Origin of the sequence: Cellulosimicrobium cellulans (genome assembly GCF_024124905.1) — a bacterium.
In the GTDB taxonomy this organism is placed as follows: domain Bacteria; phylum Actinomycetota; class Actinomycetes; order Actinomycetales; family Cellulomonadaceae; genus Cellulosimicrobium; species Cellulosimicrobium cellulans_G.
In genome coordinates this window covers 446571-466992 of sequence record NZ_JAMXST010000002.1, presented here as the reverse complement: position 1 = coordinate 466992, position 20422 = coordinate 446571, and the positions used below count along the sequence as shown (strand labels likewise).

The window sequence follows — 20422 nt, the reverse complement described above, 5'->3', positions numbered from 1 at the left end:
GTCAGCCCTTCACCGCACCCGAGACGAGACCACCGGTCATCCGACCCTGGACGATGAGGAAGAAGACCACCACGGGAACGGCGATGATCACCGAACCTGCCATGAGGGCTCCCCAGTTGGTCGCCTGGGTCGCCTGCTGGAACGTCCGCAGCCACACGGGCAGCGTCATCGACTCGGGGCGGTTCATGATGATCAGCGCCATGACGAACTCGTTCCACGCCTGGATGAAGGCGAACACGCCCGTCGCGACGAGGCCCGGGGCGAGGAGCGGGAACGTGATCTTCCAGAACGCCCTGCCGCGCGAGCAGCCGTCGATCATGGCGGCCTCCTCGAGCTCGGCGGGCACGCCGTTGACGAACCCGCGCAGCGTCCAGATCGTGAACGGCAGCACGCCGGACACGTACACGATGCCCAGACCGACGATCGTGTTGAGCATCTGCCAGCCGTCGATGATCCGGAAGATCGAGATCATCATCGCCTCGCCCGGGATCATCTGGACCACGAGGACCGCGATGATGAAGGCGCGACGACCCTTGAACCGGAACCGCGTGACCGCGAGCGACGCGAGGAAGCCGAGCACCATCGCGATGACGAGGGTGAAGAACGTCACCATGATCGAGTTCCCCATCGCCGGCGGCAGCGGGGCGCGCGAGGTGTCGGTCCACGCCGACACGTAGTTGTTCAGGGTGAAGACGTCCGGCGTCGGGAAGAAGTGGAGGTCCGTGCCGCGGATGAGGCTCGACGGCAGGAACGAGGTGTTGATCATCCAGTAGACCGGGAAGATCGAGGCCACGAAGACGATGATCGCGATGATCGCGAAGCCGACGTTGGCGGCCTTCTTGCGCTGCGTCTCGCGGTTCTTGCGCTGCGTCGGCTTGCCCGCGACCGAGGCGTGACGTACCGCGGCCCGGGGGGTGGTCGAGATGGTGCTCACAGTTCTTCCTCCCGGATCGTCTGACGCACGTAGTAGAAGGAGATGGCGAGCATGATGAAGACGAAGATCACCGAGATCGCGCTGGCCAGCCCGTAGTGCCCCTGCGCCATACCCATCTGGTAGATGTACACGCCGATGGTGTTCGTCTTCTCGCGGTCACCGCCCACGCCCTGGAGTGCGTAGATCTGTGTGAACACCCGCAGGTCCCAGATGATCGACAGCACGATGAGCACCGTGATGATGCTGCGCACGTAGGGGATCATGATGAGACGGAAGCGCTGGACCGGACCCGCGCCGTCGAGCTGCGCGGCCTCGAGCACCTCGCCGGGGATCTGCGTCAGGCCCGCGTACATCGTGAAGGCGACGAACGGGACCGCTCCCCAGACGATGACGATCGTGGCGATGAGGAAGAACTGGAGCGGGTTGAGGAGCCACGAGTGGCCCATCCAGTTGTCGCCGGTGATCTTCGTCAGGAGGTTGTTGATCACGCCGTACTGGGTGTCGAAGATCCAGCCCCAGACGATCGTCGCGGCGAGAGCGGGCATGGCCCAGGCGAGGAGCAGGCCGACCGAGACCAGCAGGCGGAAGCCCTTGCCGAGCCGCATCATGAGCAGAGCGATGAGCGTGCCCAGGAGCATCGTGAGCGCGACGCAGACGACCATGAAGAAGAAGCTGCGCAGCAGCACGGTCCAGAAGCCGTCGACGTCCGTGAGGACCTGGACGTAGTTGTCGAAGCCGACCCACTCGGCGGGCTGGCCCATGAGCTGGGCCCGCTCGTACTCCTGGAACGACATGACGATCAGTCGGACGATCGGGTACCCGACCAGCACCCCCAGCACGACGAGGCTGGGGACGAGGAGCGTCCAGGGCAGGACCGGTGGACGCCGCTTCTTGGGGGGGCGCACGGGCGCGCCGGGGCGCTCGGTGCGGGGTTCGAGGGTGGTTGAGCTCATTTCCTCACTCCGTCAGGGGTGCGCGGTGGTGCGCGGGGACGTGCCGACGGCCCGTCATGGGAAGGGGTGGGGGCTCCCACGAGGAGACCCCACCCCTGACGGCTCGAGCCTCCGGTGGCGCCCGGACGAGCCGGGCGCCACCGGACGGGCTCAGCTGTTGAGGATCTCCTCGATCTTCGCGTCCAGGTCCTTGGCGACGGTGTTCACGTCGTCACCGTTGGCGATCCGCGTGAAGGCGGTCTGGAGCACGTTCTGCGCCTCGACGTCGGCCCACTTGGGCGACGGCGGGGTGAGGCGCGCGTTCTGCGCGGCCGCGACACCGGCCTGGGCGATCGGGTCCTCCTGCGGCACCTCGCTCGCGAGGGACTTCTTCGCCGGGATCATGTTCGCCTGGGCGAGGATCGTCTGGTACTCGTCGCTCATCATGATCTCGAACGCCTTGTACGCGAGCTCGGGGTTGTTCGACTTCTGGGCCACGGCGATGTTCGAGCCACCGGCGAAGACGGCCGCCGGCTCACCGGCGGTCTTGCCCGGGAGCGGGAACGCCGCGAGGTCGGAGCCGTAGGTCTCGACGCAGCCAGGCGTCGCGTTCGGGTCCTCCGGCGCCTGCGGGGACTTGATCGTTCCGGCGATCCAGGTCGGAGCCGACACGTACGCGACCGTGCCCTCGCAGAACGGCACCTGGAGGTCGGTCTCCTGACCGTCCTTCGGGGCGTGCGACGCCGTGGTCATGAGGTCCTGGACCTGAGCCAGGCCGGCGAGGCCGCCCTCGGTCGAGAAGCCCGCCTCCCACTCGCCCGAGTCGGCGTTCTGCTCGGCGATGAAGCCACCGTTCTCCCAGATGAACGGGAGAGCGTTGTACCAGTCCTGGCCGGGCCAGTACACGCCCGAGACGGTGTCCGTGGTCAGCGCCTTCGCGCTCGCGACGTAGTCGTCGAGCGTCGCCGGGATCTCCGCGCCGCCGGTCACCTGCGGCGTGTAGAACACCGCACGCGAGCCCGCGTAGTACGGCAGGGCGTAGTGCTTGCCGTCCCAGTCGCCGGCCTCGACGAAGCCGGGGAGCAGGTCGTCGCCGCCCAGGGACTCGAACTCCTCCGCGGTGATCTCACGGAAGTAGCCCGCGGACGTGAACGCCGGGGACTGCGTGTTGCCGACCTCGACGACGTCCGGGCTGTCCGACCCGGAGAGCGACGTGGTGAGCTTGTCGACGAGACCGGTCCAGGACTGCTCCTCGATCGTGAGGGTGCTGCCCGGGTTCTCCTTCTCGAAGGTCGTCTTCAGGTAGTCACGGGCGGCGTCGGGCGTGTCCGAGCCGTTGAGCCAGACGCGGATGTCGCCGGTCGCAGCCTCGGTCTCGCCGGAGCCGTTGTCGTCGCTGCCGCCGCCGGTGCTGCAGGCGGTCAGCGCGAGCGCCAGGGTGATCGTCGACGCCACGGAGGCGACGACGAGACGGTTCCTCTTCACTGGGTGCTTCCTCTCGGTGATTCTTGGTGGCGGCGTCGGTGACGCCACCGGAGGTGTGGCAGGAGTCCTGCGTAATCGAGCGCATGCAGGGGTACTGCGTTCCTGGGGGTGCTGCTCTGGGGTTCCCCAGGAGGTCTGAGGGGCTGGGGCGGGCCCGGCCCCGGTCGGGCGGTGGGGGTCAGTCCGAGCGTCGTCGGCTCATGAGACCCCCAGCTGTCCGGACAGGACGAGGACGGCTGCCCCGGCAAGGACGACGTCTTCGTCGAGCGTGGCCATCCGCACCTGGAGCCCGCTGCCGATGACCGGCATCGTGCGGGAGCGGATGGTCTCGAACGCCGCCTCGCGCAGAGGCCCGTCGAGCAGGTCCGCAGGACCGCTGACGAGCACCTCCGCGAGGTTGAGCGCACTGACGACAGGTGCCAGAGCGATGCCCAGCGTCCTGCCCACCGACGCCAGGACGGCGTCGGAAGCCTCGGTGTCGAGCCCGTCCACCGCGCGGCGCAGCGCCGGCACGGACAGGACGGTCTCCAGGCAGCCGCGGCGCCCGCAGGCGCACGGCTCGCCGTCGTCGACGACGGTCACGTGACCCAGCTCGCCGGCCGCGTCCGCGTGCCCGCGCACCCGTGCGCCGTCGACCATGATCCCGGCGCCCACGCCCTCGCCCACAGTGAGGACGAGCAGGCCGTCACCGGCCGCGCCGCCGAACGTGAACTCGCCGAGCGCGGCGATGTTCGCGTCGTTGGCCACGTGGACCGCGAGGCCGAGCCGCTCGGTGAGCTGCGCGGCGAGCGGGACGTCGTACCAGCGGCGGTTGGGCGCCTCGATGACGCGACCCTCGGCGTCGACGACGCCGGGCGAGCCGATCCCCACGCCGATGACCGGCTGGGTGGCGGACGCGATGAGGCCGCGGCAGAAGCGTGTGAGGAGGTCGACCAGCTCGGTGCCGGTGCGGCCGTCGACCGCCAGGCTCTGCCGGACGACGAAGTCGCCCGTGAGCGTGAGGACGGCGCCGCGCAGCACCTCGTCGTCGGTGAGGTCCACGGAGACGATCTGGTACGCGCTGGTGCGCATCCCGACGAGGATCGCGGGCTTGCCGACGCGCTGGCCCGGGCGGACGCCGAGCTCCTCGACGAGGCCCTCCGCGATGAGCACGGACACGAGGTCCGAGATCGTCACCCGGGTGAGGGACGTGGCGCGCGCCAGGTCGGCGCGCGAGGTGGGTCCCTCGTGGAACAGGTGCTGCAGCACGAGGGACCGGTTGTGGGCCCGAGCGTGCTCGGGCAGCACCTTCGAGGTCGGCCTGAGCCCTGTGCTCAGACGCCTCCTCGGTGCTCCGGTCCCGGTGACTGCCGTTGTCATGTTTGTTAGTAGACTGCCTTTACTAAGTGGCTGTCAACTTTCTCGCGGCTTCGTGACCGAAACGTTGCCGATCGGCCCGCGCTGCGGGACCTGGGTCCCGCCCCAGGTGGCCCGTAGACCCGCCCGTCCCCTCAGGACGTCGCCGCGTCGACCCAGCCCCGCGCGCCCGGATGCTCCACCGAGCGCGAGGCCACGACGACCGCCTGCTCGAGCGCGGCCCGCCACGACGCACCGCGCGACACCGCCGCCGCGAACGCGCCGTGGACCACGTCACCCGCACCGAGGGTGTCGACGACGCGCTCCGGCTCGGGGACCGCGAGCTCGTAGCGCTCCCCCGCGTCGAGCACCTCGACGGGACGCGGGCCGCGCGTCCGGGCGACGAACCGCGGGCCGAGCGCCGCGACCGCGGCGAGCACCTCCCCCGCCCCGCCCCCCGGAGACCGGAAGTCCGCCGACACCACCACCGCGTCGCACAGTCCGATCATCCGGGCCGCGTCCGGCTTCCACGACCCGCCGTCGAGCACGACGGCCGCGCCCCGCTCGCGCGCCTGCCGAGCCATCTCGAGCGCGAGGCCCGGCAGGTGCCCGTCCAGCAGCAGGACGTCACCCGGCCCGACGCCGTCGAGGAGCCCCGGGCCGTCGACCGTGGCGCGGGCGGCGAGATCGCCGAACCCGGACGCGTTGGTGCTCACGACGGCGCGCTCGCCCGTGCCTTCCGTGACGAGCACGGTCGAGACGGCGAGGCGCCCGCCGGCCGCCTCCCCCGCGGCGTCGACCAGGTCGACCCCGCAGTCCGCGAGCTCGCGCCGCACGACCGCGGCGAACGGCCCGCCCCCGACCGCGGTGACGAGCCGCGTGGGGACTCCGAGCGCGACGGCCGTCGCGGCGGCGTTGGCGGCAGGCCCGCCGAAGGTCGCGGACAGCGACCGCGCGACGACCTTCTCGTCGGGACGCGGCAGCGCGTCGACCACCTGGACGACGTCGAGGGTCACGAGACCGCAGCACACGAGCACGCGACCATCCTGCCGTGCCGGGGCTCCGGAGCGCGCCGCCGTCCACGGTCGGGGACGTCGCGCTGCGGTTGGATCACGGCCAGTTCACAAGACGGTCACGATGTCGCGCCCGGTGTCCGGTTCGCGCGCTTGGCCCCCTACTCTCGCAGCATGCGGACCACTCGCCCCTTCGCCGTCGTCGTGGCGCTCCTGCTCGGCGGCGCCCTCCTGGCGGGCTGCTCCGCCGCCTCGGGCGACATGGCGTCGTACTCCGTGGACGACGGCGGCGCGGTCTCGGAGGTCGCGGAGAGCGGCGCGGCCGACGGCCCCGGCGACGCGTCCTCGGGGATCGCTCCCGGGGACGAGGGCGCCGTCGCCGCGGCCGACCGGGAGATCGTCACCACGGGGTCGGTCACGGTCGTGGCCGCCGACCCGTCGGCGGCGGCCGACGCGGTCGCCGACCTCGCGGAGAGCGCGGGCGGCCGGGTCGAGGGCAGGCGGCAGTCGGAGCCCGAGGGCGACGCGCGCGCGTCGGCCGAGCTCACGATCCGCGTGCCGTCGGCGCAGACGACCGCCACCGTCGACGCGCTCGACCAGGTGGGCGAGGTGCGCGACCTGTCGATCGAGGCGGTCGACGTGACCGGGACCGCGCGCGACCTGGACGCCCGCGTCGACGCCCTGACGACGTCCGTCGAACGGCTGCGCACGCTCATGGGCGACGCCGCCACGACCGCGGACCTGCTCGCCGCGGAGCAGGAGCTCACGACGCGCCAGGCCGAGCTGGAGTCGCTCCAGTCGCAGCGGGCGGCGCTCACGGACCAGGTCTCGATGTCGACCCTGCACGTCACGCTCGTGCAGGTCGCGCCTGCCGAGCAGCTCGCCCCCGGCGGCTTCCTCGGGGGCCTGCAGAACGGCTGGAACGCCCTGCTCGCCACGCTCAACGGGCTCGTCGTCGTCCTCGGTGCCCTGCTCCCGTGGCTCGTGGTCGCCGGAGCGGTGCTGCTCGTCGTGCGCTGGGTCCTGCGCCGGTTGCGGCGGCGAGCCCAGGACGGCGGCACGCCGCCGGAAGACGCCGACCGCCCGGGGCCCGACGACGGCCCCGACGCTCCCGCGGCGAGCCGCGGGCCGCTCGTCGGTGCGTCCACCCATGACTGACCCGACGATCGCCGAGACCCCGCCGACCGGGCGCGTCGCCCGCCTCTGGCACGACACGGACGACGGCGAGCCGCGGCTGGTCGGGCACCTCGTGACGCGCGTGTGCACGCACTGGGACACCGTCGGCCCGTCCGCCTTTCCGCGGCACGTCAACCCCGAGCCGCGCGTCCAGTGGCGTGCCCACCTCGACGACGCCGACCCGGCCCTGGCCGAGGACCTGTACAGCGACGACCCCGAGGCGCCGCCGCTCCCCCGCGAGGACGACGACGGCCTCGTCGTGCGGGGACGGCGGCTGCGGCTCGAGTGGCTCGACGGCGAGGAGGCGGCCGCCGCCTGGGCGCAGCACGGGTGGTGACGGGCGCCCCGCTCCGGGCCACGAAAGGACCCGCTGGACGACGACGGCCCGCACCCTCGAGGGGTGCGGGCCGTTGCCGCAGGGGTGGAGGTGCGGGGAATCGAACCCCGGTCCGGTGACGCCGATCGAGGACTTCTCCGGGCGCAGTCTGCTGTCGTTTTTCTCGGCCCCCGCACTCACGCAGACAAGGTGCGGACGGGCTCAGTCACCTGAAAGTCCCCGCAGCCCCGATGACGAGGACTACGAGCAGTGGCTCTCTAGATGACGCCAGGATCCGAGTCGAGAGCTAGCTCGGGCTGACGGACTTCGGGGCTCGCTCAGGCGGCGAGGGCGAAGTCGGTGCGCTTGTTATCGGCACCTGTGGTTTGCAGACATCGTTAACGAGATAAGCCTGCATCCTCGGCCCGCTTCTCCTCGAAGCACGACCACCGTCGAAACCGATCACCCCCTGTGGAGTTGTCAAACACTGCGCGGCTCCCGGGCGGCCCCGGTCCTCGCTCAGCGGGACAAGCCTACGGGATGAACGCCGGCCGCCGCACCGATATTTCCGCACCTCCCGGACGAGGCTCGGTGCGCGTCGCCGGCGCCTACTTCTTGCGGCTCAGCGCGTCCACGAGCAGACCGCCCGCGATCCCGAGGAGGAACACGTCCTTCGCGAGCCCGGTGCCCTGCTCGGTCGGGCGCACGCCGTCCTCGCGCGTCATGCCCGGGGTCTTCAGGTACATGCCCACGAGCCCGGCCGAGAACACGCCCAGGCCCACGGCCACGAGCCCGGTAGGGACGAACGGGGCGACGAGCGCCGCGCCGAGCGCGATCTCCGTGGTCGAGAGCGCCTTGGTGAACTGCCTCGGCTCGACGTCCCCCAGGAACGAGTACGTCCCCGCCGCCATGCCGTGGATCCCCTGCGCGGTCGCCTCGTCCGCGCCGCGCTTGTTCAGGCCGGAGTTGAGGATGTACGCACCCGCCGCGAGGCGCGGGATGTACTGGCGGAGCTTGACCATGGGGCCTCCTGGTTCGTGGTCGACGTCTCGTCCTCGACCGTACGTCGAGGGCGGCGACGCCACCAGCGGGTGAGGCCGTCGTCGGACCCGACGCGCCCGGGTCAGCGCAGCTCGCGCTGCCGCATCGCGCGCTGCGCCTCGCGGTTGTCCTGCTTCTCGCGCAGCGCCTGGCGCTTGTCGTACTCCTTCTTGCCGCGCGCGAGCGCGATCTCGACCTTGGCCCGGCCGTCGAGGAAGTACAGCGCCAGGGGCACGATCGTGTGCCCCTTCTCGCGCGTCTTGGACTCCAGGCGCAGGATCTCCTCCTTGTGCAGGAGCAGCTTGCGCTTGCGCCGCGGCGCGTGGTTGTTCCAGGTGCCCTCGGTGTACTCGGGGATGTGGACGTTCTCGAGCCAGGCCTCGCCGCGGTCGACGGCGACGTAGCCGTCGACGAGCGAGGCGCGCCCCATGCGCAGCGCCTTGACCTCCGTGCCCGACAGGACGATCCCCGCCTCGTACACGTCCTCGATCACGTAGTCGTGGCGTGCCTTGCGGTTGCTGGCGACGACCTTGCGGCCGGTGTCCTTCGCCATCCGTGTCCTACCGTCCTTCGCTGTCGTGTCGTCGCCGGCGCACCAGCGTACGGGTGCCCGACGACGCCCGGTACCGATTATCCCCCGCGCGCGGGGCGGCGGGGGGTCGGGCACGCAGCGCACGACGAGGCGGGCCGGATCAGCCCAGGACCGACATCGGGTCGATGGTGGACCCGTTGACGTACACCTCGAAGTGGAGATGGCACGCCCCGGACAGCCCGGTGTTGCCCGAGTAGCCGATGACGTCGCCCTTGTTGACCGCCTGCCCGGAGGAGACCGCGAACCGGGTGAGGTGGTTGTAGCTCGTCATGAGGTTCGAGCCGCCGACGGTCCCGTGGTTGATCAGGACCTGGTTGCCGAAGCCGTTGCGCCACTGGGCGTGCACCACCGTGCCCGGACCCGCGGCCATGATCGGGGTCCCGCAGTAGGCGCGCAGGTCGGTCCCCGCGTGCAGGCGGTAGTACCCGAGGATCGGGTGCAGCCGCATCCCGTAGCTCGACGTCACGTACGGCACGGCGGTCGGGAACGAGAGGAAGCTCGAGATGCTGCCGCGGTCTCCCCCCGAGGAGGAGCCGCCGCCACCACCACCGCCGCCCGACGAGCCGCCCCCACCGGAGGACTGCCCCTGCTGCTGACGCCGGGCCTCCTCCTCCGCGGCCTTGCGGTCGCGCTCCGCCTGCTCGGCGATGATCCCCTTGATCTCCTGCTGCAGCGACTGCTGGGCGGCCTCGTTCTCGGCGACCTTCGCCTCGGCCGCGGCCTTGCGCGCCTCGATCGTCGCCTTCTTCGCCTGCTGGTCGACGATGAGCTGCTCGACCTCGGCCTTGCGGTCCGCCGCCGCCTTGCGCGCGGCCTCGGCGGCGACGACGTTCTCGTCCGCCTGCTTCTTCAGGTCGGCGACCGTCTCCCGCACCGCCTGCAGGCGCGCCTCGCGGTTGCGCGCGACCGACTCGGCCTCGAGGAGGTCCTGGAGGGACCGAGACTGGCTGCGCGCCGCCGTCGACGAGACCGCGTACTCCTCGATGAACTCCTCGGTGCTCTGCGCACCCGTGACGATGCCGAGGCTCGAGACGTCGCCCTGACCGCGGTACGCCTGGCGCGCCATCTCCGCGATGCTGGACTTCGCGTCGGCGACCTCGGTCGCGCCGCGCTCGATCTCGGCGCTGATCGCGGCCTCCTGTCCGAGCGCGTCCTCGAGCCGCTGCGCGAGCAGCTCCGCCTCGCGCTGGGTCCGCTCGACCTCGGCCTCGGCGGCGTCCAGCTCGGCCTGGGCGACCGGCAGGCGCGCCTCGATCGCCTGGAGGTCGACCACCGCCTGCGCGAGCTCGGCGTCGGTGTCCTCGAGCTGGGACTGGAGCTGCTCGCGGTTGCCGAGGATCTCGGACTGGCGGCGTTCCGCGGCTGCTCGGCGGTCGTCGATGTCGTCGGCGGTGGCCGACGCGACACTCCCCACGAGGAGCATCGTCGTGGCGATCAGGGCCGCGGTCGCGCGGCGGAGGTCCCGGGTCATCTCACACCCTCGTGTGGCGGTTGAGCGTGACGACCGAGGAGACGGCCGCCAGGAGGAACGCGATACCGACGAGGACGGGCGCGATGCGCAGCACGTCCGACTCGTCGACGTAGGCCACCCACGTCACGGACTGCGACAACCAGTCGGTGACGAGGTACTTCACCCCCACCCACAGCCCGCCGACCGCGAGGAGCGCACCGAGCACGGCCGCGATCGCCCCTTCCAGCAGGAACGGGAGCTGGATGAAGAGGTTCGACGCCCCGACGAGCCGCATGATGCCGGTCTCACGGCGCCGGCTCAGCGCCGACAGCCGGATCGTCGTCGTGATGAGCAGCACCGCGGCGAGGAGCATGACCGCGGCGAGGCCGGCGGCGAGGAGCGACGCGCGGTTGAGCGCGAGGAAGAGCGAGTCGAAGATGCGGCGCTGGTCCTCGACGACCTCCACGCCCGGGCGCCCGGTGACGACGTCGTTGACGACCTCGTAGTTCTCCGGGTTGGTGAGCTTGAGGCGGAAGGACGCCTGCATGTCGTCGACGGTGAGCTGCGTGCCGAGGTAGCCGTCCGGGTACCGCTCCTGGAACGCGGCGAACGCGTCGTCCTTGGACTCGAAGTACACGGTCTGGATCTCGTCGGCGAGCTCGGACTCGAAGACGTCCTCGAGGGCGGCGATCTGGTCCGGGGTCGCCTCGCCCGCGGCGCAGGTCGGTGACGGCGAGCCGGTGGGGCACAGGAAGACGGAGACCTCGACCTTGTCGTACCAGTCGTCCTTGAGCTTCCCGATCTGCGCCTGCAGGAGCATCGACGCGCCGACGAACGTCAGCGAGACGAAGGTGACGAGGACGACGGAGACCGTCATCGAGACGTTGCGGCGCAAGCCCTGACCGAGCTCCGCGAGGATGAACTGGAGTCGCACGCCGATCACTCCCCCGCCGTCGCCTCGACGTGGCGGCGCACCGAGCGTCGCGACGGCGGCTCGGCCGGCTCCTCCTCGGCAGCCGACCGAGCCGCAGCCGGTGGCACGCGCGGGACGGCCGTCGTCGGCGCCGACTCGGGCGCCGCGCCGTGCGCGGTGCCCGGGTCGTCCCGGTCAGGGTCCGGGATGACCTGCCCGCGCGCGCCGTAGGCGCCGTGCGCCTGGTCACGCACGAGCGTCCCGGTGTCGAGCTCGATGACGCGACGCCGCATCTGGTTGACGATCTCCTCGTCGTGCGTCGCCATGACGACGGTGGTCCCGGTGCGGTTGATGCGGTCGAGCAGGCGCATGATCCCGAGCGACGTCGTGGGGTCGAGGTTCCCGGTGGGCTCGTCGGCGAGCAGGATCGGCGGGCGGTTGACCATGGCGCGCGCGATGGCGACGCGCTGCTGCTCGCCGCCGGAGAGCTCGTGCGGGCGGCGCTTCTCCTTGCCCGCGAGCCCCACCATCTCGAGCGTCTCGGGGACCGTGATCGCGATCGTGTGCCGCGGCTTGCCGATGACCTGGAGCGCGAACGCGACGTTCTCGAACACCGTCTTGTTCGGCAGGAGGCGGAAGTCCTGGAAGACGACCCCGATCTGGCGCCGCAGCTTGGGCACGTTCCAGCTCGACAGCGACCCGAGGTCCCGCCCCGCGACGAAGACCTTTCCCTTGGTCGGGCGCTCCTCGCGCAGGACGAGGTGCAGGCACGTCGACTTGCCGGAGCCCGACGCGCCGACGAGGAAGACGAACTCGCCGCGGCGAACCTCCATCGACACGTCGTCGACGGCCGGCCTCGCGCCGCGCGCGTAGACCTTGGTGACGTTCTCGAAGCGGATCACAGCGGCACGTTCCTCGGGTCGGGGGTCGATCCGTGGACGAACGAGGTTCGTCGCACGATCCCGAGGGTAGGCACGCGCCTCCGGCCCGGCGGGGCGGACACGCCGCACCCGGGCGCATCGATCCGTTGCTCGGATCAATCGGCCCCGGGGCAGGCGCAGAGGGTCATGCCTCCTTCTGCACCCCGCGGCGCCAGCGGATCCCGGCCTCGATGAAGTCGTCGATGTCGCCGTCGAAGACCGCCGACGGGTTGCCGACCTCGTGCTCGGTCCGCAGGTCCTTGACCATCTGGTACGGCTGCAGCACGTAGGAGCGCATCTGGTCGCCCCAGCTCGCCTTGATGTCGCCCGCGAGCTCCTTCTTCTTCGCGTTCTCCTCCTCCTGGCGCACGAGCAGCAGGCGGGACTGGAGGACGCGCAGCGCGGCGGCGCGGTTCTGGATCTGCGACTTCTCGTTCTGCATCGACACGACGATGCCGGTCGGGATGTGCGTCATGCGCACCGCGGAGTCCGTCGTGTTGACGGACTGCCCGCCCGGGCCCGAGGACCGGAAGACGTCGACCTTGATCTCCGACTCCGGGATCTCGATCGAGTCGGTCTGCTCGATGAGCGGGATGACCTCGACGGCCGCGAACGACGTCTGGCGACGCCCCTGGTTGTCGAAGGGCGAGATGCGCACGAGACGGTGCGTGCCCGCCTCGACGGACAGGTGGCCGAAGGCGTACGGAGCCTTCACCTCGAACGTGGCGGACTTGAGGCCCGCCTCCTCGGCGTAGGACGTGTCGAGCACGGTGGTCGGGTAGCCGTGGCGCTCCGCCCAGCGCAGGTACATGCGCAGGAGCATCTCCGCGAAGTCGGCCGCGTCCACGCCACCCGCGCCCGCGCGGATCGTGACGACGGCCTCGCGCGCGTCGTACTCGCCGGCGAGGAGCGTGCGGACCTCGAGCTGGTCGAGGTCCTTGCGGATCGCCGCGACCTCGGCCTCCGCCTCGACGAGGGTGTCCTCGTCCTCCATCTCCTGGCCCATCTCGACCAGGGTCTCGACGTCGTCGATGCGCTGGCCGAGCTTCTTCACCCGGTCCAGCTCGGACTGCGCCGCGGAGAGTGCCGACGTCACCTTCTGCGCGGCGTCCGGGTCGTCCCACAGGTCGGGGGCCGACGCCTTCTCCGAGAGGTCCGCGATCTTCGCGCGCAGCACCTCCGGGTCGCTCACGCTCTCGATGGACTCGAGCGTGCTGCGCAGCGCCTTGATCTCGGTCGGAAAGTCGATGGTGGCCACGAGGTTCAAGGTTACGCGACACCGCGCGCGCTCCGCGCCGCCGGGCCGGCAGACCCGTGCCCGGCGGCGCGGAAGGTCAGGCCTTCGGCTCGCCCTTCGCGGCGGGCGCACCCGTGCCCGACGTCGCGGGCTCGCTCCCGGCTGCCTGCTGGCGGCCCTCGTCGCGCGCCCGGGCGAGCATCGCCTCGAGACGCTGGCGCCGGCGTCGGCGGTCGTCGCGGACGCCGACGATCAGGACCACGACGATCGCGATCAGCAGGAGCTGCGGCCACGGGACGGCCCAGGTCGTCACGGTGACCGTGACGGGCTCGAGCGGCGCGTCGACCTGGTCGTCGTCCACCACCGTCGGGGTGACGGTGATCGTCGACCGGACCGGGCCGAGCGGCCAGACGTTCGGCGTCTCGACGCGGGACCGCTGCGAGCCGCCGGGCAGGACCTCGGGGATCTGCGTCGCCGAGCGGTCCGTGGACAGCAGCCCGAAGAACCCCGACGTCGCGACGTCGCCATCGGCACCGAGACGGACGTTGCCGTCGTTCGTCACGTCGTAGGAGACGGTCATGTCACCCGCGGCGAACGGGTTCCACGACGGGGTGTAGGACGCCTTGACGTTCTCGACCGTCAGGACCGGCTCCACGTCTCCTGTGACGCGCGTGGAGACACGGAAGCCGACGCGGCTCTCCACGCCGACGCTCGTCCCGCCCTCCCCCGCACCGGTGCTCGTCATCGTCGCGGCGATACCGGCGACGTGGTCGCCGGGCGTGGCGTTGTCCGGGACGGCCACCGTGAACGGCACGACGACCGTCGCGTCGGGCGCGACCTCGACCGAGTCCTGGACCTCGATCCAGGTCCCGGCCCCGGTCGACTCCCGGTCCGACGGCAGCATGTTGAACCGGCCCTTGGGGTTGATGTACCCGTCCGCGGCCTGGATCGAGAAGGTCACGGGCACGTCGCTGAAGTTCGACACGGCGAGATGCTCGGACGCGGATGCCCCGGGGTCGAGCACCAGCTCGACGCGGGACCGCCCGTCCGGGCCGTCCGCGTCGGCGGGCTTGACGCCCCAGGTGATGACGTCCTCGGTGTCGAGCGGCAGGACGCCGCTGGACGCCGCGCCCGCCGGCAGCGCGGGCGCGAGCGCTGCGACGAGCGCCGCTCCGGCCGCGGCGACCCAGCGGGCCGGGCGGCGCAGTCCGTGGCTCAGGTGTGATGCAGGGTTCACGCAGGTGCTCTCTCCGTACGACGGCGGGCCGCCCACCCGATCCGACCTCTGTCGGACGAGTGGAGCGGCCCGCCGTGGACTGCTCGGTCGACGGCCGACCGCGGCCGGCCGTCAGGTCACGAGGACCGTGTGCTCAGTCCTCGAAGAGGGAGAGCGTGATCGTCGAGGAGTAGGCGCCGGCGGCGACGTCCTCGGCGGTGCGGAGCGTGAGGCCCGCGGACGCGGTCCACGAGCCCTCCGGGTTGACCTCGGCCGAGTCCCACGCCGAGACCAGGAGGTCCTGCTCCTCGAGGCCAGGGCCGTTCTCGAGCGCGGGGTCGACGCCCTCGCCCGCCTGAACGAGGCCGCTCTCGCTCTCGCTCACGAGAGTCGGGGCCCACCCGAGGTTCGCTGCCTCGATGATGCCAGCGTCACCGGTGAAGTCCGAGGCGCTGCCCACGACGTACCAGCCGGTGCCCGAAGGCGCCTCGGTACGCGTGTCGGTCACGGTGACGTTGGGGAGGTCACCCGTGAACTCGCGGGTGTTCTCGACCGTCGAGTCGACCTCGGTGAGCGTGGTCGCGTTCGAGGCGACCGAGAGCGCGAGGTTGCCCGGCTCGACGTTCGACTCGATCTCCACGGAGACGTTGACACCCTGGTCGTCGCCCACCTGGTCTGCGGTGGCAGCGGACGCGAGGGCGACCGTGCCGATGAGCATCGCGCCGAGGGCACCCCCGGCGACGAGCTTCTTCGTTGCTCGTGCGTTCATGTTGTAGCTCTCCATCGTTGGAGTTGTTGTCGGACCGGATCACCATAGCGGCGAACCTGGGGTTTTGACAGAGAGGAACCAGAAGTGGCCATCCAAAGTTAAGAAAGTAAACAAAGGCGCGGGAGCATGCTCGCGCGTCGTTGCGTACCGTCCCTTCCTGGATGCTCGTCGTCGAACAGCAACAGGTGCTCACCACGCTCTGGCACGTGACTCTGCACGCACGATGATGCCATCACTCCACGCCTGGGTCACCCAGCTGATCATCGCGGGTCGTGCCCGAGCGGCGAGACGCACCGTCGCGGTGCGGCCGTCGGCGGTCGACGCCTCGGTCACCACGACGTCGTGCAGGCCGTCGAGCGCACCGGGATTCCGGTCCAGGTAGTCCTGGACGTCCGACCGGATCGAGGAATCCGTGAGCGTCAGGACGCCGCTCTCGACGGGTGCGGTCGCGGCGCCCGTGTAGAACGACTCGGGCGTCATCGAGTCTGCTGCCGTGAGCGCGAGCGCGTCCGCGAGCGCGTACAGCCGCTTGCGCTCGAGGTGCACCTGCGTCGCGCTGACCACGACCGTGACCAGCAGCAGCGCGAACGCGACGAAGGCCGTCGTGAGGAGCATGATCCGACCGTCCTCCGGACCGTCGCAGGACGTGCACCGTCGCCACGGATCGAGGCGCGCGCGCCTCACGGCCGCCTCGCGGCGTACTCGTCGACGGGCGCGACGTGCTGGGCCTCGACGGGGACCGCGAGGGGCACCGCTGCCCGGACGAACGGCGGGACGAGCGGCAACGGCACCTCGAACTTCACCCGCGCGACCACCTCCGCCCCGGGCTCGAGACAGGGCGTGGCCGAGCACGAGATCGTCAGCACGTCGGCACCGGGCTCGAAGCCCTGGTCGTCGAGCGCGAGCCTGACGGCCGCTTCGGCGAGCCGCGCACCGTCGGCCACGGACGGCGCGGTCACGAACGCGCGCGCCGCCTCCCGCGAGGCGCCCTCGACCGCGAACGTGGCCGCCTGCAGCCGCCCGACCGTCAGCACGAGGTACGTCACCGGCAGCAGCAGCACGAGCGCGACGCCGAGGAACTCCACGACGGCGCTCCCCCGCTCCGCCCTCCGCTCGCCCCCGGTGAGGCGAGCGAGCAGCGCCCGCAGCCAGCGGCTCACGGCGCTTCCTCGAGCGCGTGCCCGTCGACGGTCACCACGCCCGCCGGACCGAGGAGACCCACCACCGGGAGCGGCGCGGAGACCGTCACCTCGACGACCGGGAGGCCGTCGACGACCGTCTGACGCGCCACGACGTCCTGCGCGTACCGGGACGAGAGCGCGGCCGTGATCAGGTCGCGCGTTCGGGCAGCTCCGTCCTGCGGGCCACGGTCGGCACGGCCTGCGACCCGAGCACCCTCGGCGGCACAGTCCACGAGCGTCGCCCGCACGTGGACGGCGAGCGCTACCTGGACGACGCCGAGGAACAGCACGAGCACCAGGACGGACACGAGGGTGAAGTCGACCACCGCCGACCCGCGCTCGGGGTCCGTCGTCACCGTGCCGCGACCGACTCCGTGCGCCACCTCAGGGCGCGCCCACGCTCGAGATCGCGTTGCTGAAGGCCTGCGTCAGCGCCGGACCTGCGACAGCCCACAACGCGATGACGAGGCCCGCGGTCATCAAGGTGATGAGCACCCACCCCGGGACGTCGCCGCGTTCCGCGTCCCCGCCCACCAGGCGTCCGAGCGCCTCGCGCCCCGCTCGCCGTGCATCCGTCGTCCTGCGTCCCGACCCCTGCATGGTTTCCCCTCGTTCGTCCGTCGTGAGTCGTGTCGTACGTGAGCTGTGGGGGCGCCGGACGCGCCCTAGGAGCCGCGCGCTCAGAACCCGAGCCGCAGCGTGGCGAGCGACGGAAAGACGGCGAAGACGACCGTCACCGGGAGGATGAGGAAGACGACCGGGATCATCATCGCCACCTCCTTCTTTCCGCCCGCCTCCATGAGTGCGCGACGCCCGGACTCGCGCACGTCCTGCGCCTGGGCGCGCAGGACGTCGGCGAGCGGAGTCCCGCGCTCGACGGCGACGGCGACCCCCTCCGCGAAGCGGGTCAGGCTCGGCAGGCCCGTCCGGTCGGCGAGCTGCTCGAGCGCCCGCGCGAGCGGCGTGCCGGCGCGCACGGACGCGAGCATCGCGCGGAGCTCGCCCGAAAGCTCTCCGTGGGCCGTCGTGGCGACCCGTTCGAGCGCCGCCACCGGGCCCTCGCCGGCGTTCACCGCGAGGGCGAGCAGCTCCGCGACGGTCGGGAACTCCGCGAGCATGCGTTCCTCGCGGCGTCGCACGGCGCGCGTCAGGGCGTGGTCGCAGGCGAGGACGCCACCCACCCCGCACAGCAGCGCGAGCAGCACGAGCAGTACGACGGACGAGCCCCGCGTCGCGGCGAGGACCACCGCGACGAACGTGCCCAGCGCGAGCCCGACGACGCCCCACACCAGCTGGCGGGCACGGAACTGCTCGACGCTCTGACGCCGGCCCGCGCGCTCGAGCCGACGGCGGACGTCGGAGGACGTCGAGCCGAGCCGCTCGAGCGCCCGACCCGCGTCCGCGAGCACCGGGGCGACCAGACGCTCGACCGTCGGGAACGGCGTCCGGGTCGGCTGGTCGCGGAGCAGCACCGACGTCCGGTCGTGCGTCCGCAGGTAGGGCGCGAGGCGCTCGTCGAGCCGGATCGCGCGGCCGCGGACGCCCGCGACGACGAGCAGCAGCCCCACGGCGCCGAGCGCTCCGATCGCGGCTCCCGTCAGCGACACGTCGAGCGCGTTCATCGGAGCACCCTCTCCTCCTCGGGCAGCCGCCCGATCCGCAGCATGAGCTGGTACGCCGCGGCCGAGCAGGCTGCGCCGACGCCGAGGACGAGCGCACCCGACAGCGAGTTGTACGCCGCCGCCGTCTCGGGCCGGGTCGCGAGGAAGCCGAGCACCACCCACGGGCCCGCGACGGCGAGCCGCGCACCGTTGACCGTCCAGGACTGGCGTGCCTCGAGCTCGCCGCGGGTCCGCGCGTCCTCGCGCAGGAACGTCGAGAGGGTGCGCAGGAGCCGTCCGAGGTCCGTCCCGCCGACGTCGCGCGTCAGCCGGAGCGCCTCCACGATGCGGTCCGCCACCGGGTCCGCGAGCCGTTCCTTGAGCCGGTCCAGGCACTCCCCGAAGCGCCCCGACGCCCGGTAGTCGACCGCGAACCGGACGAACGGCTCCCGCAGGTCCGCGGGGCCGCGCTCGCCCAGCTGGCCCACGGCCTCGGGGAGCGACAGGCCCGCACGGACGCCGGAAGCGAGGTGGTCCAGCACCTCGGGCCAGACGTCGCGCAGCCGCGCCCTCCGGCGTCGGGCACGGGAGCGCACGACGAGCACCGGCACCGACGCGGCGATCGCACCGAAGCAGGTGGCGATCGTGACCGACCCGGCGAGGACCGTCGCGACGAGAAGAACCACGAGCCCCACGCCCACGCTCGTCGCGACGAGCGCGCCCGGCGTCACTGACGGCGCACCCGCCTGCACGAGGAGGTCCTGGGTGCGCGCCGTCCAGCCGTCCGACCGGCGCTCCCGGCGCGGGCCCGGCGTCCAGAACGACCACCACACGCAGAACAGGCCCGCGCCGAGCAGGAACCCCACGACGACGCCCACGTCAGCTCGCTCCCGACCAGGCCGTGCTCACCGAGGTGCCCGCCGCCGTGGCGGGGACGCGCGAACGCTCCGGGTGCAGCACGGCCGCCAGGTCGATCCCCGCGCGCGCGAACCGGTCCGCGCCGGGCGGGAACCCGTCCGCCCGCACCAGCCGGTCCCCCGTCCGGACGAAGATCTCCGCGGCCTCCACCACGCCCTGCTCGACCCGGCCCGTGACTCCCAGGACCTCGCGCACGACGCGCCGCCCGTCGGCGTCGACGCCGAGGTGGACGACCAGGTCGATCGAGGACGCGACGGTGGGCACCACGAAGCGGTCGGAGACGTTCTCGCCGGCGAGCAGCGGCAGCGTGCACATCTTGGTGATCGCCTCGCGGGCCGAGTTGGCGTGCAGGGTGCACATCCCGGGGACGCCCGCGTTGAGGGCCACGAGCAGGTCGAAGCTCTCCGCCTCGCGGACCTCCCCGATGACGATCCGGTCCGGGCGCATGCGCAGCGCCTCCTTGACCAGGCGGCGCAGCGGGATCTCGCCGGTCCCCTCGAGGCTCGGCTGCCGACACTGCATGGAGACGACGTCCCGCACGGCGAACCGGAGCTCGAACACCTCCTCGCACGTCACGACGCGCTGCGTGGGCGGCACCGAGCCTGCGAGGGCGTTGAGCATCGTCGTCTTGCCCGCCTGGGTGGCGCCCGCGACGAGGATGTTCAGCCCCGCGCGGACGGAGGCGTCGAGGAACGTCGCCGCCTGCGGGGTGAGCGACCCGAGCCGGACGAGGTCGTCGAGGTGCGACGCACGGACGACGTGCTTGCGGATGTTGACCGCCCATGCGCTGCGCGTGACGTCAGGGATGACCACGTGGAGCCGCTCGCCCCCGGGAAGCGAGGCGTCGACGAACGGGCTGGACAGGTCCAGCCGGCGTCCGGACGAACGCAGCATCTGCTCGACGAGGTCGCGCACCTGCTCCGCGGTGAGGATCGTCGTCGTGAGCTCGGACCGGCCGCCCCGCGCGACGAAGACCTGCGAGGGCGCGTTGATCCAGATCTCCTCGATCTCCGGGTCGTCGAGGTAGGGCTGGAGCGGCCCGAGGCCGGCCACGGAGTCGACCACCGCGCGACCGGCGGCCGTCGGGTCGGCGAGCGGCGCGACGGCTCCGAGCGCGCTCCGCGTCTCGTAGTCGGCGACCACCTCGCGGACGAGCTCGTCGACCGCCGCCCGGTCGCGCGCGGGGTCCACCCCGCGGCGTCGGACGAGCTCCCGCACCTCGCCCTCGAGCACGCCGACGGCGTGCGTGTCCGTAGACATGTCGAGCATTCCCCCTGCTCTGCTGGCCGGCTGCCCCGCCGGACCGAAAGACCTGACCGAGAGAGTAGGGCATCCGCGCGGCTCGCGGGAGTGCCCTGTGGACACCCGTGCCCGGAGCCTCGGGATCTGGGCC

Annotated in this window: 21 protein-coding genes, 1 other RNA gene and 1 pseudogene; 2 read left to right on the top strand and 21 right to left on the bottom strand. The window is 71.9% G+C overall.

Annotated elements, in window-relative coordinates; translation table 11 throughout:
* Position 1 precedes the first annotated feature (1 nt).
* The 5 genes from NHH00_RS07075 to NHH00_RS07055 form a co-directional block, all read right to left on the bottom strand.
* Positions 2–934: a carbohydrate ABC transporter permease gene (locus NHH00_RS07075; protein ID WP_374614528.1), complete on the bottom strand. Its 933-nt coding sequence runs from the start codon at positions 932–934 to the stop codon at positions 2–4.
* Positions 931–1887, bottom strand: a complete 957-nt coding sequence (locus tag NHH00_RS07070; protein ID WP_253051150.1) for a carbohydrate ABC transporter permease — start codon at positions 1885–1887, stop codon at positions 931–933. The genes NHH00_RS07075 and NHH00_RS07070 overlap by 4 nt, the downstream gene beginning before the upstream one ends.
* A 150-nt stretch (positions 1888–2037) precedes the next feature.
* Positions 2038–3351, bottom strand: coding sequence for an extracellular solute-binding protein (locus NHH00_RS07065; protein WP_253051149.1), 1314 nt, complete (start codon positions 3349–3351; stop codon positions 2038–2040).
* A 198-nt stretch (positions 3352–3549) separates the two neighbouring features.
* Entirely contained in the window at positions 3550–4710 is a 1161-nt protein-coding gene (locus tag NHH00_RS07060) for an ROK family transcriptional regulator (protein ID WP_082141568.1), read from the bottom strand.
* 131 nt (positions 4711–4841) lie between these two features.
* Positions 4842–5717 carry a PfkB family carbohydrate kinase gene (locus NHH00_RS07055; protein ID WP_308202282.1) on the bottom strand — a complete coding sequence of 292 codons (876 nt, stop codon included), beginning with the start codon at positions 5715–5717 and terminating at the stop codon, positions 4842–4844.
* Between the two features lie 156 nt (positions 5718–5873).
* Between NHH00_RS07055 and NHH00_RS07050 the strand changes: the two genes are divergently transcribed.
* Together NHH00_RS07050 and NHH00_RS07045 are read left to right on the top strand one after the other, a co-directional pair.
* Complete coding sequence (locus NHH00_RS07050) at positions 5874–6857, top strand: DUF4349 domain-containing protein (RefSeq protein WP_253051147.1); 984 nt, start codon at positions 5874–5876, stop codon at positions 6855–6857.
* A complete protein-coding gene (locus NHH00_RS07045) occupies positions 6850–7212 on the top strand; it encodes a hypothetical protein (RefSeq protein WP_253051146.1) in 363 nt (120 codons plus the stop codon). Before NHH00_RS07050 ends, NHH00_RS07045 begins: the two co-directional genes overlap by 8 nt.
* 82 nt (positions 7213–7294) lie before the next feature.
* Here NHH00_RS07045 and ssrA read toward each other — a convergent pair.
* The 16 genes and pseudogenes from ssrA to NHH00_RS06965 form a co-directional block, all read right to left on the bottom strand.
* Positions 7295–7661: a transfer-messenger RNA gene (ssrA, locus tag NHH00_RS07040) on the bottom strand.
* Between the two features lie 138 nt (positions 7662–7799).
* Positions 7800–8213 (bottom strand): hypothetical protein, encoded by a 414-nt coding sequence (locus NHH00_RS07035; RefSeq protein WP_253051145.1) that lies wholly within the window; start codon positions 8211–8213, stop codon positions 7800–7802.
* Between the two features lie 101 nt (positions 8214–8314).
* Positions 8315–8785 (bottom strand): SsrA-binding protein SmpB, encoded by a 471-nt coding sequence (smpB, locus tag NHH00_RS07030; RefSeq protein ID WP_047234045.1) that lies wholly within the window; start codon positions 8783–8785, stop codon positions 8315–8317.
* A gap of 139 nt (positions 8786–8924) precedes the next feature.
* The gene (locus NHH00_RS07025) at positions 8925–10295 is read right to left on the bottom strand and encodes a M23 family metallopeptidase (RefSeq protein WP_253051144.1); all 1371 of its coding nucleotides are present in this window, start codon (positions 10293–10295) and stop codon (positions 8925–8927) included.
* 1 nt (position 10296) lies between these two features.
* Positions 10297–11208 carry a permease-like cell division protein FtsX gene (gene ftsX, locus NHH00_RS07020; protein ID WP_047234060.1) on the bottom strand — a complete coding sequence of 304 codons (912 nt, stop codon included), beginning with the start codon at positions 11206–11208 and terminating at the stop codon, positions 10297–10299.
* A gap of 200 nt (positions 11209–11408) precedes the next feature.
* Positions 11409–12089: pseudogene (ftsE, locus tag NHH00_RS07015) on the bottom strand (cell division ATP-binding protein FtsE); the annotation flags it as partial.
* A 163-nt stretch (positions 12090–12252) separates the two neighbouring features.
* Positions 12253–13365 (bottom strand): peptide chain release factor 2, encoded by a 1113-nt coding sequence (prfB, locus tag NHH00_RS07010; protein WP_253051142.1) that lies wholly within the window; start codon positions 13363–13365, stop codon positions 12253–12255.
* A gap of 76 nt (positions 13366–13441) precedes the next feature.
* The gene (locus NHH00_RS07005; protein WP_253051141.1) at positions 13442–14581 is read right to left on the bottom strand and encodes a COG1470 family protein; all 1140 of its coding nucleotides are present in this window, start codon (positions 14579–14581) and stop codon (positions 13442–13444) included.
* Positions 14582–14714: 133 nt separating this feature from the next.
* The gene (locus NHH00_RS07000) at positions 14715–15329 is read right to left on the bottom strand and encodes a hypothetical protein (RefSeq protein ID WP_253051140.1); all 615 of its coding nucleotides are present in this window, start codon (positions 15327–15329) and stop codon (positions 14715–14717) included.
* Between the two features lie 189 nt (positions 15330–15518).
* Positions 15519–15944: a hypothetical protein gene (locus NHH00_RS06995; RefSeq protein WP_253051139.1), complete on the bottom strand. Its 426-nt coding sequence runs from the start codon at positions 15942–15944 to the stop codon at positions 15519–15521.
* Between the two features lie 65 nt (positions 15945–16009).
* Positions 16010–16489 carry a TadE/TadG family type IV pilus assembly protein gene (locus NHH00_RS06990; protein ID WP_253051138.1) on the bottom strand — a complete coding sequence of 160 codons (480 nt, stop codon included), beginning with the start codon at positions 16487–16489 and terminating at the stop codon, positions 16010–16012.
* Entirely contained in the window at positions 16486–16866 is a 381-nt protein-coding gene (locus tag NHH00_RS06985; protein WP_253051137.1) for a TadE/TadG family type IV pilus assembly protein, read from the bottom strand. Before NHH00_RS06985 ends, NHH00_RS06990 begins: the two co-directional genes overlap by 4 nt.
* 28 nt (positions 16867–16894) lie before the next feature.
* Positions 16895–17110, bottom strand: coding sequence for a hypothetical protein (locus NHH00_RS06980; protein WP_253051136.1), 216 nt, complete (start codon positions 17108–17110; stop codon positions 16895–16897).
* Between the two features lie 80 nt (positions 17111–17190).
* The gene (locus NHH00_RS06975) at positions 17191–18132 is read right to left on the bottom strand and encodes a type II secretion system F family protein (protein ID WP_253051135.1); all 942 of its coding nucleotides are present in this window, start codon (positions 18130–18132) and stop codon (positions 17191–17193) included.
* A complete protein-coding gene (locus NHH00_RS06970) occupies positions 18129–18989 on the bottom strand; it encodes a type II secretion system F family protein (RefSeq protein ID WP_253051134.1) in 861 nt (286 codons plus the stop codon). Before NHH00_RS06970 ends, NHH00_RS06975 begins: the two co-directional genes overlap by 4 nt.
* 1 nt (position 18990) lies before the next feature.
* Complete coding sequence (locus NHH00_RS06965) at positions 18991–20289, bottom strand: CpaF family protein (protein ID WP_253051447.1); 1299 nt, start codon at positions 20287–20289, stop codon at positions 18991–18993.
* Positions 20290–20422: the final 133 nt, after the last annotated feature.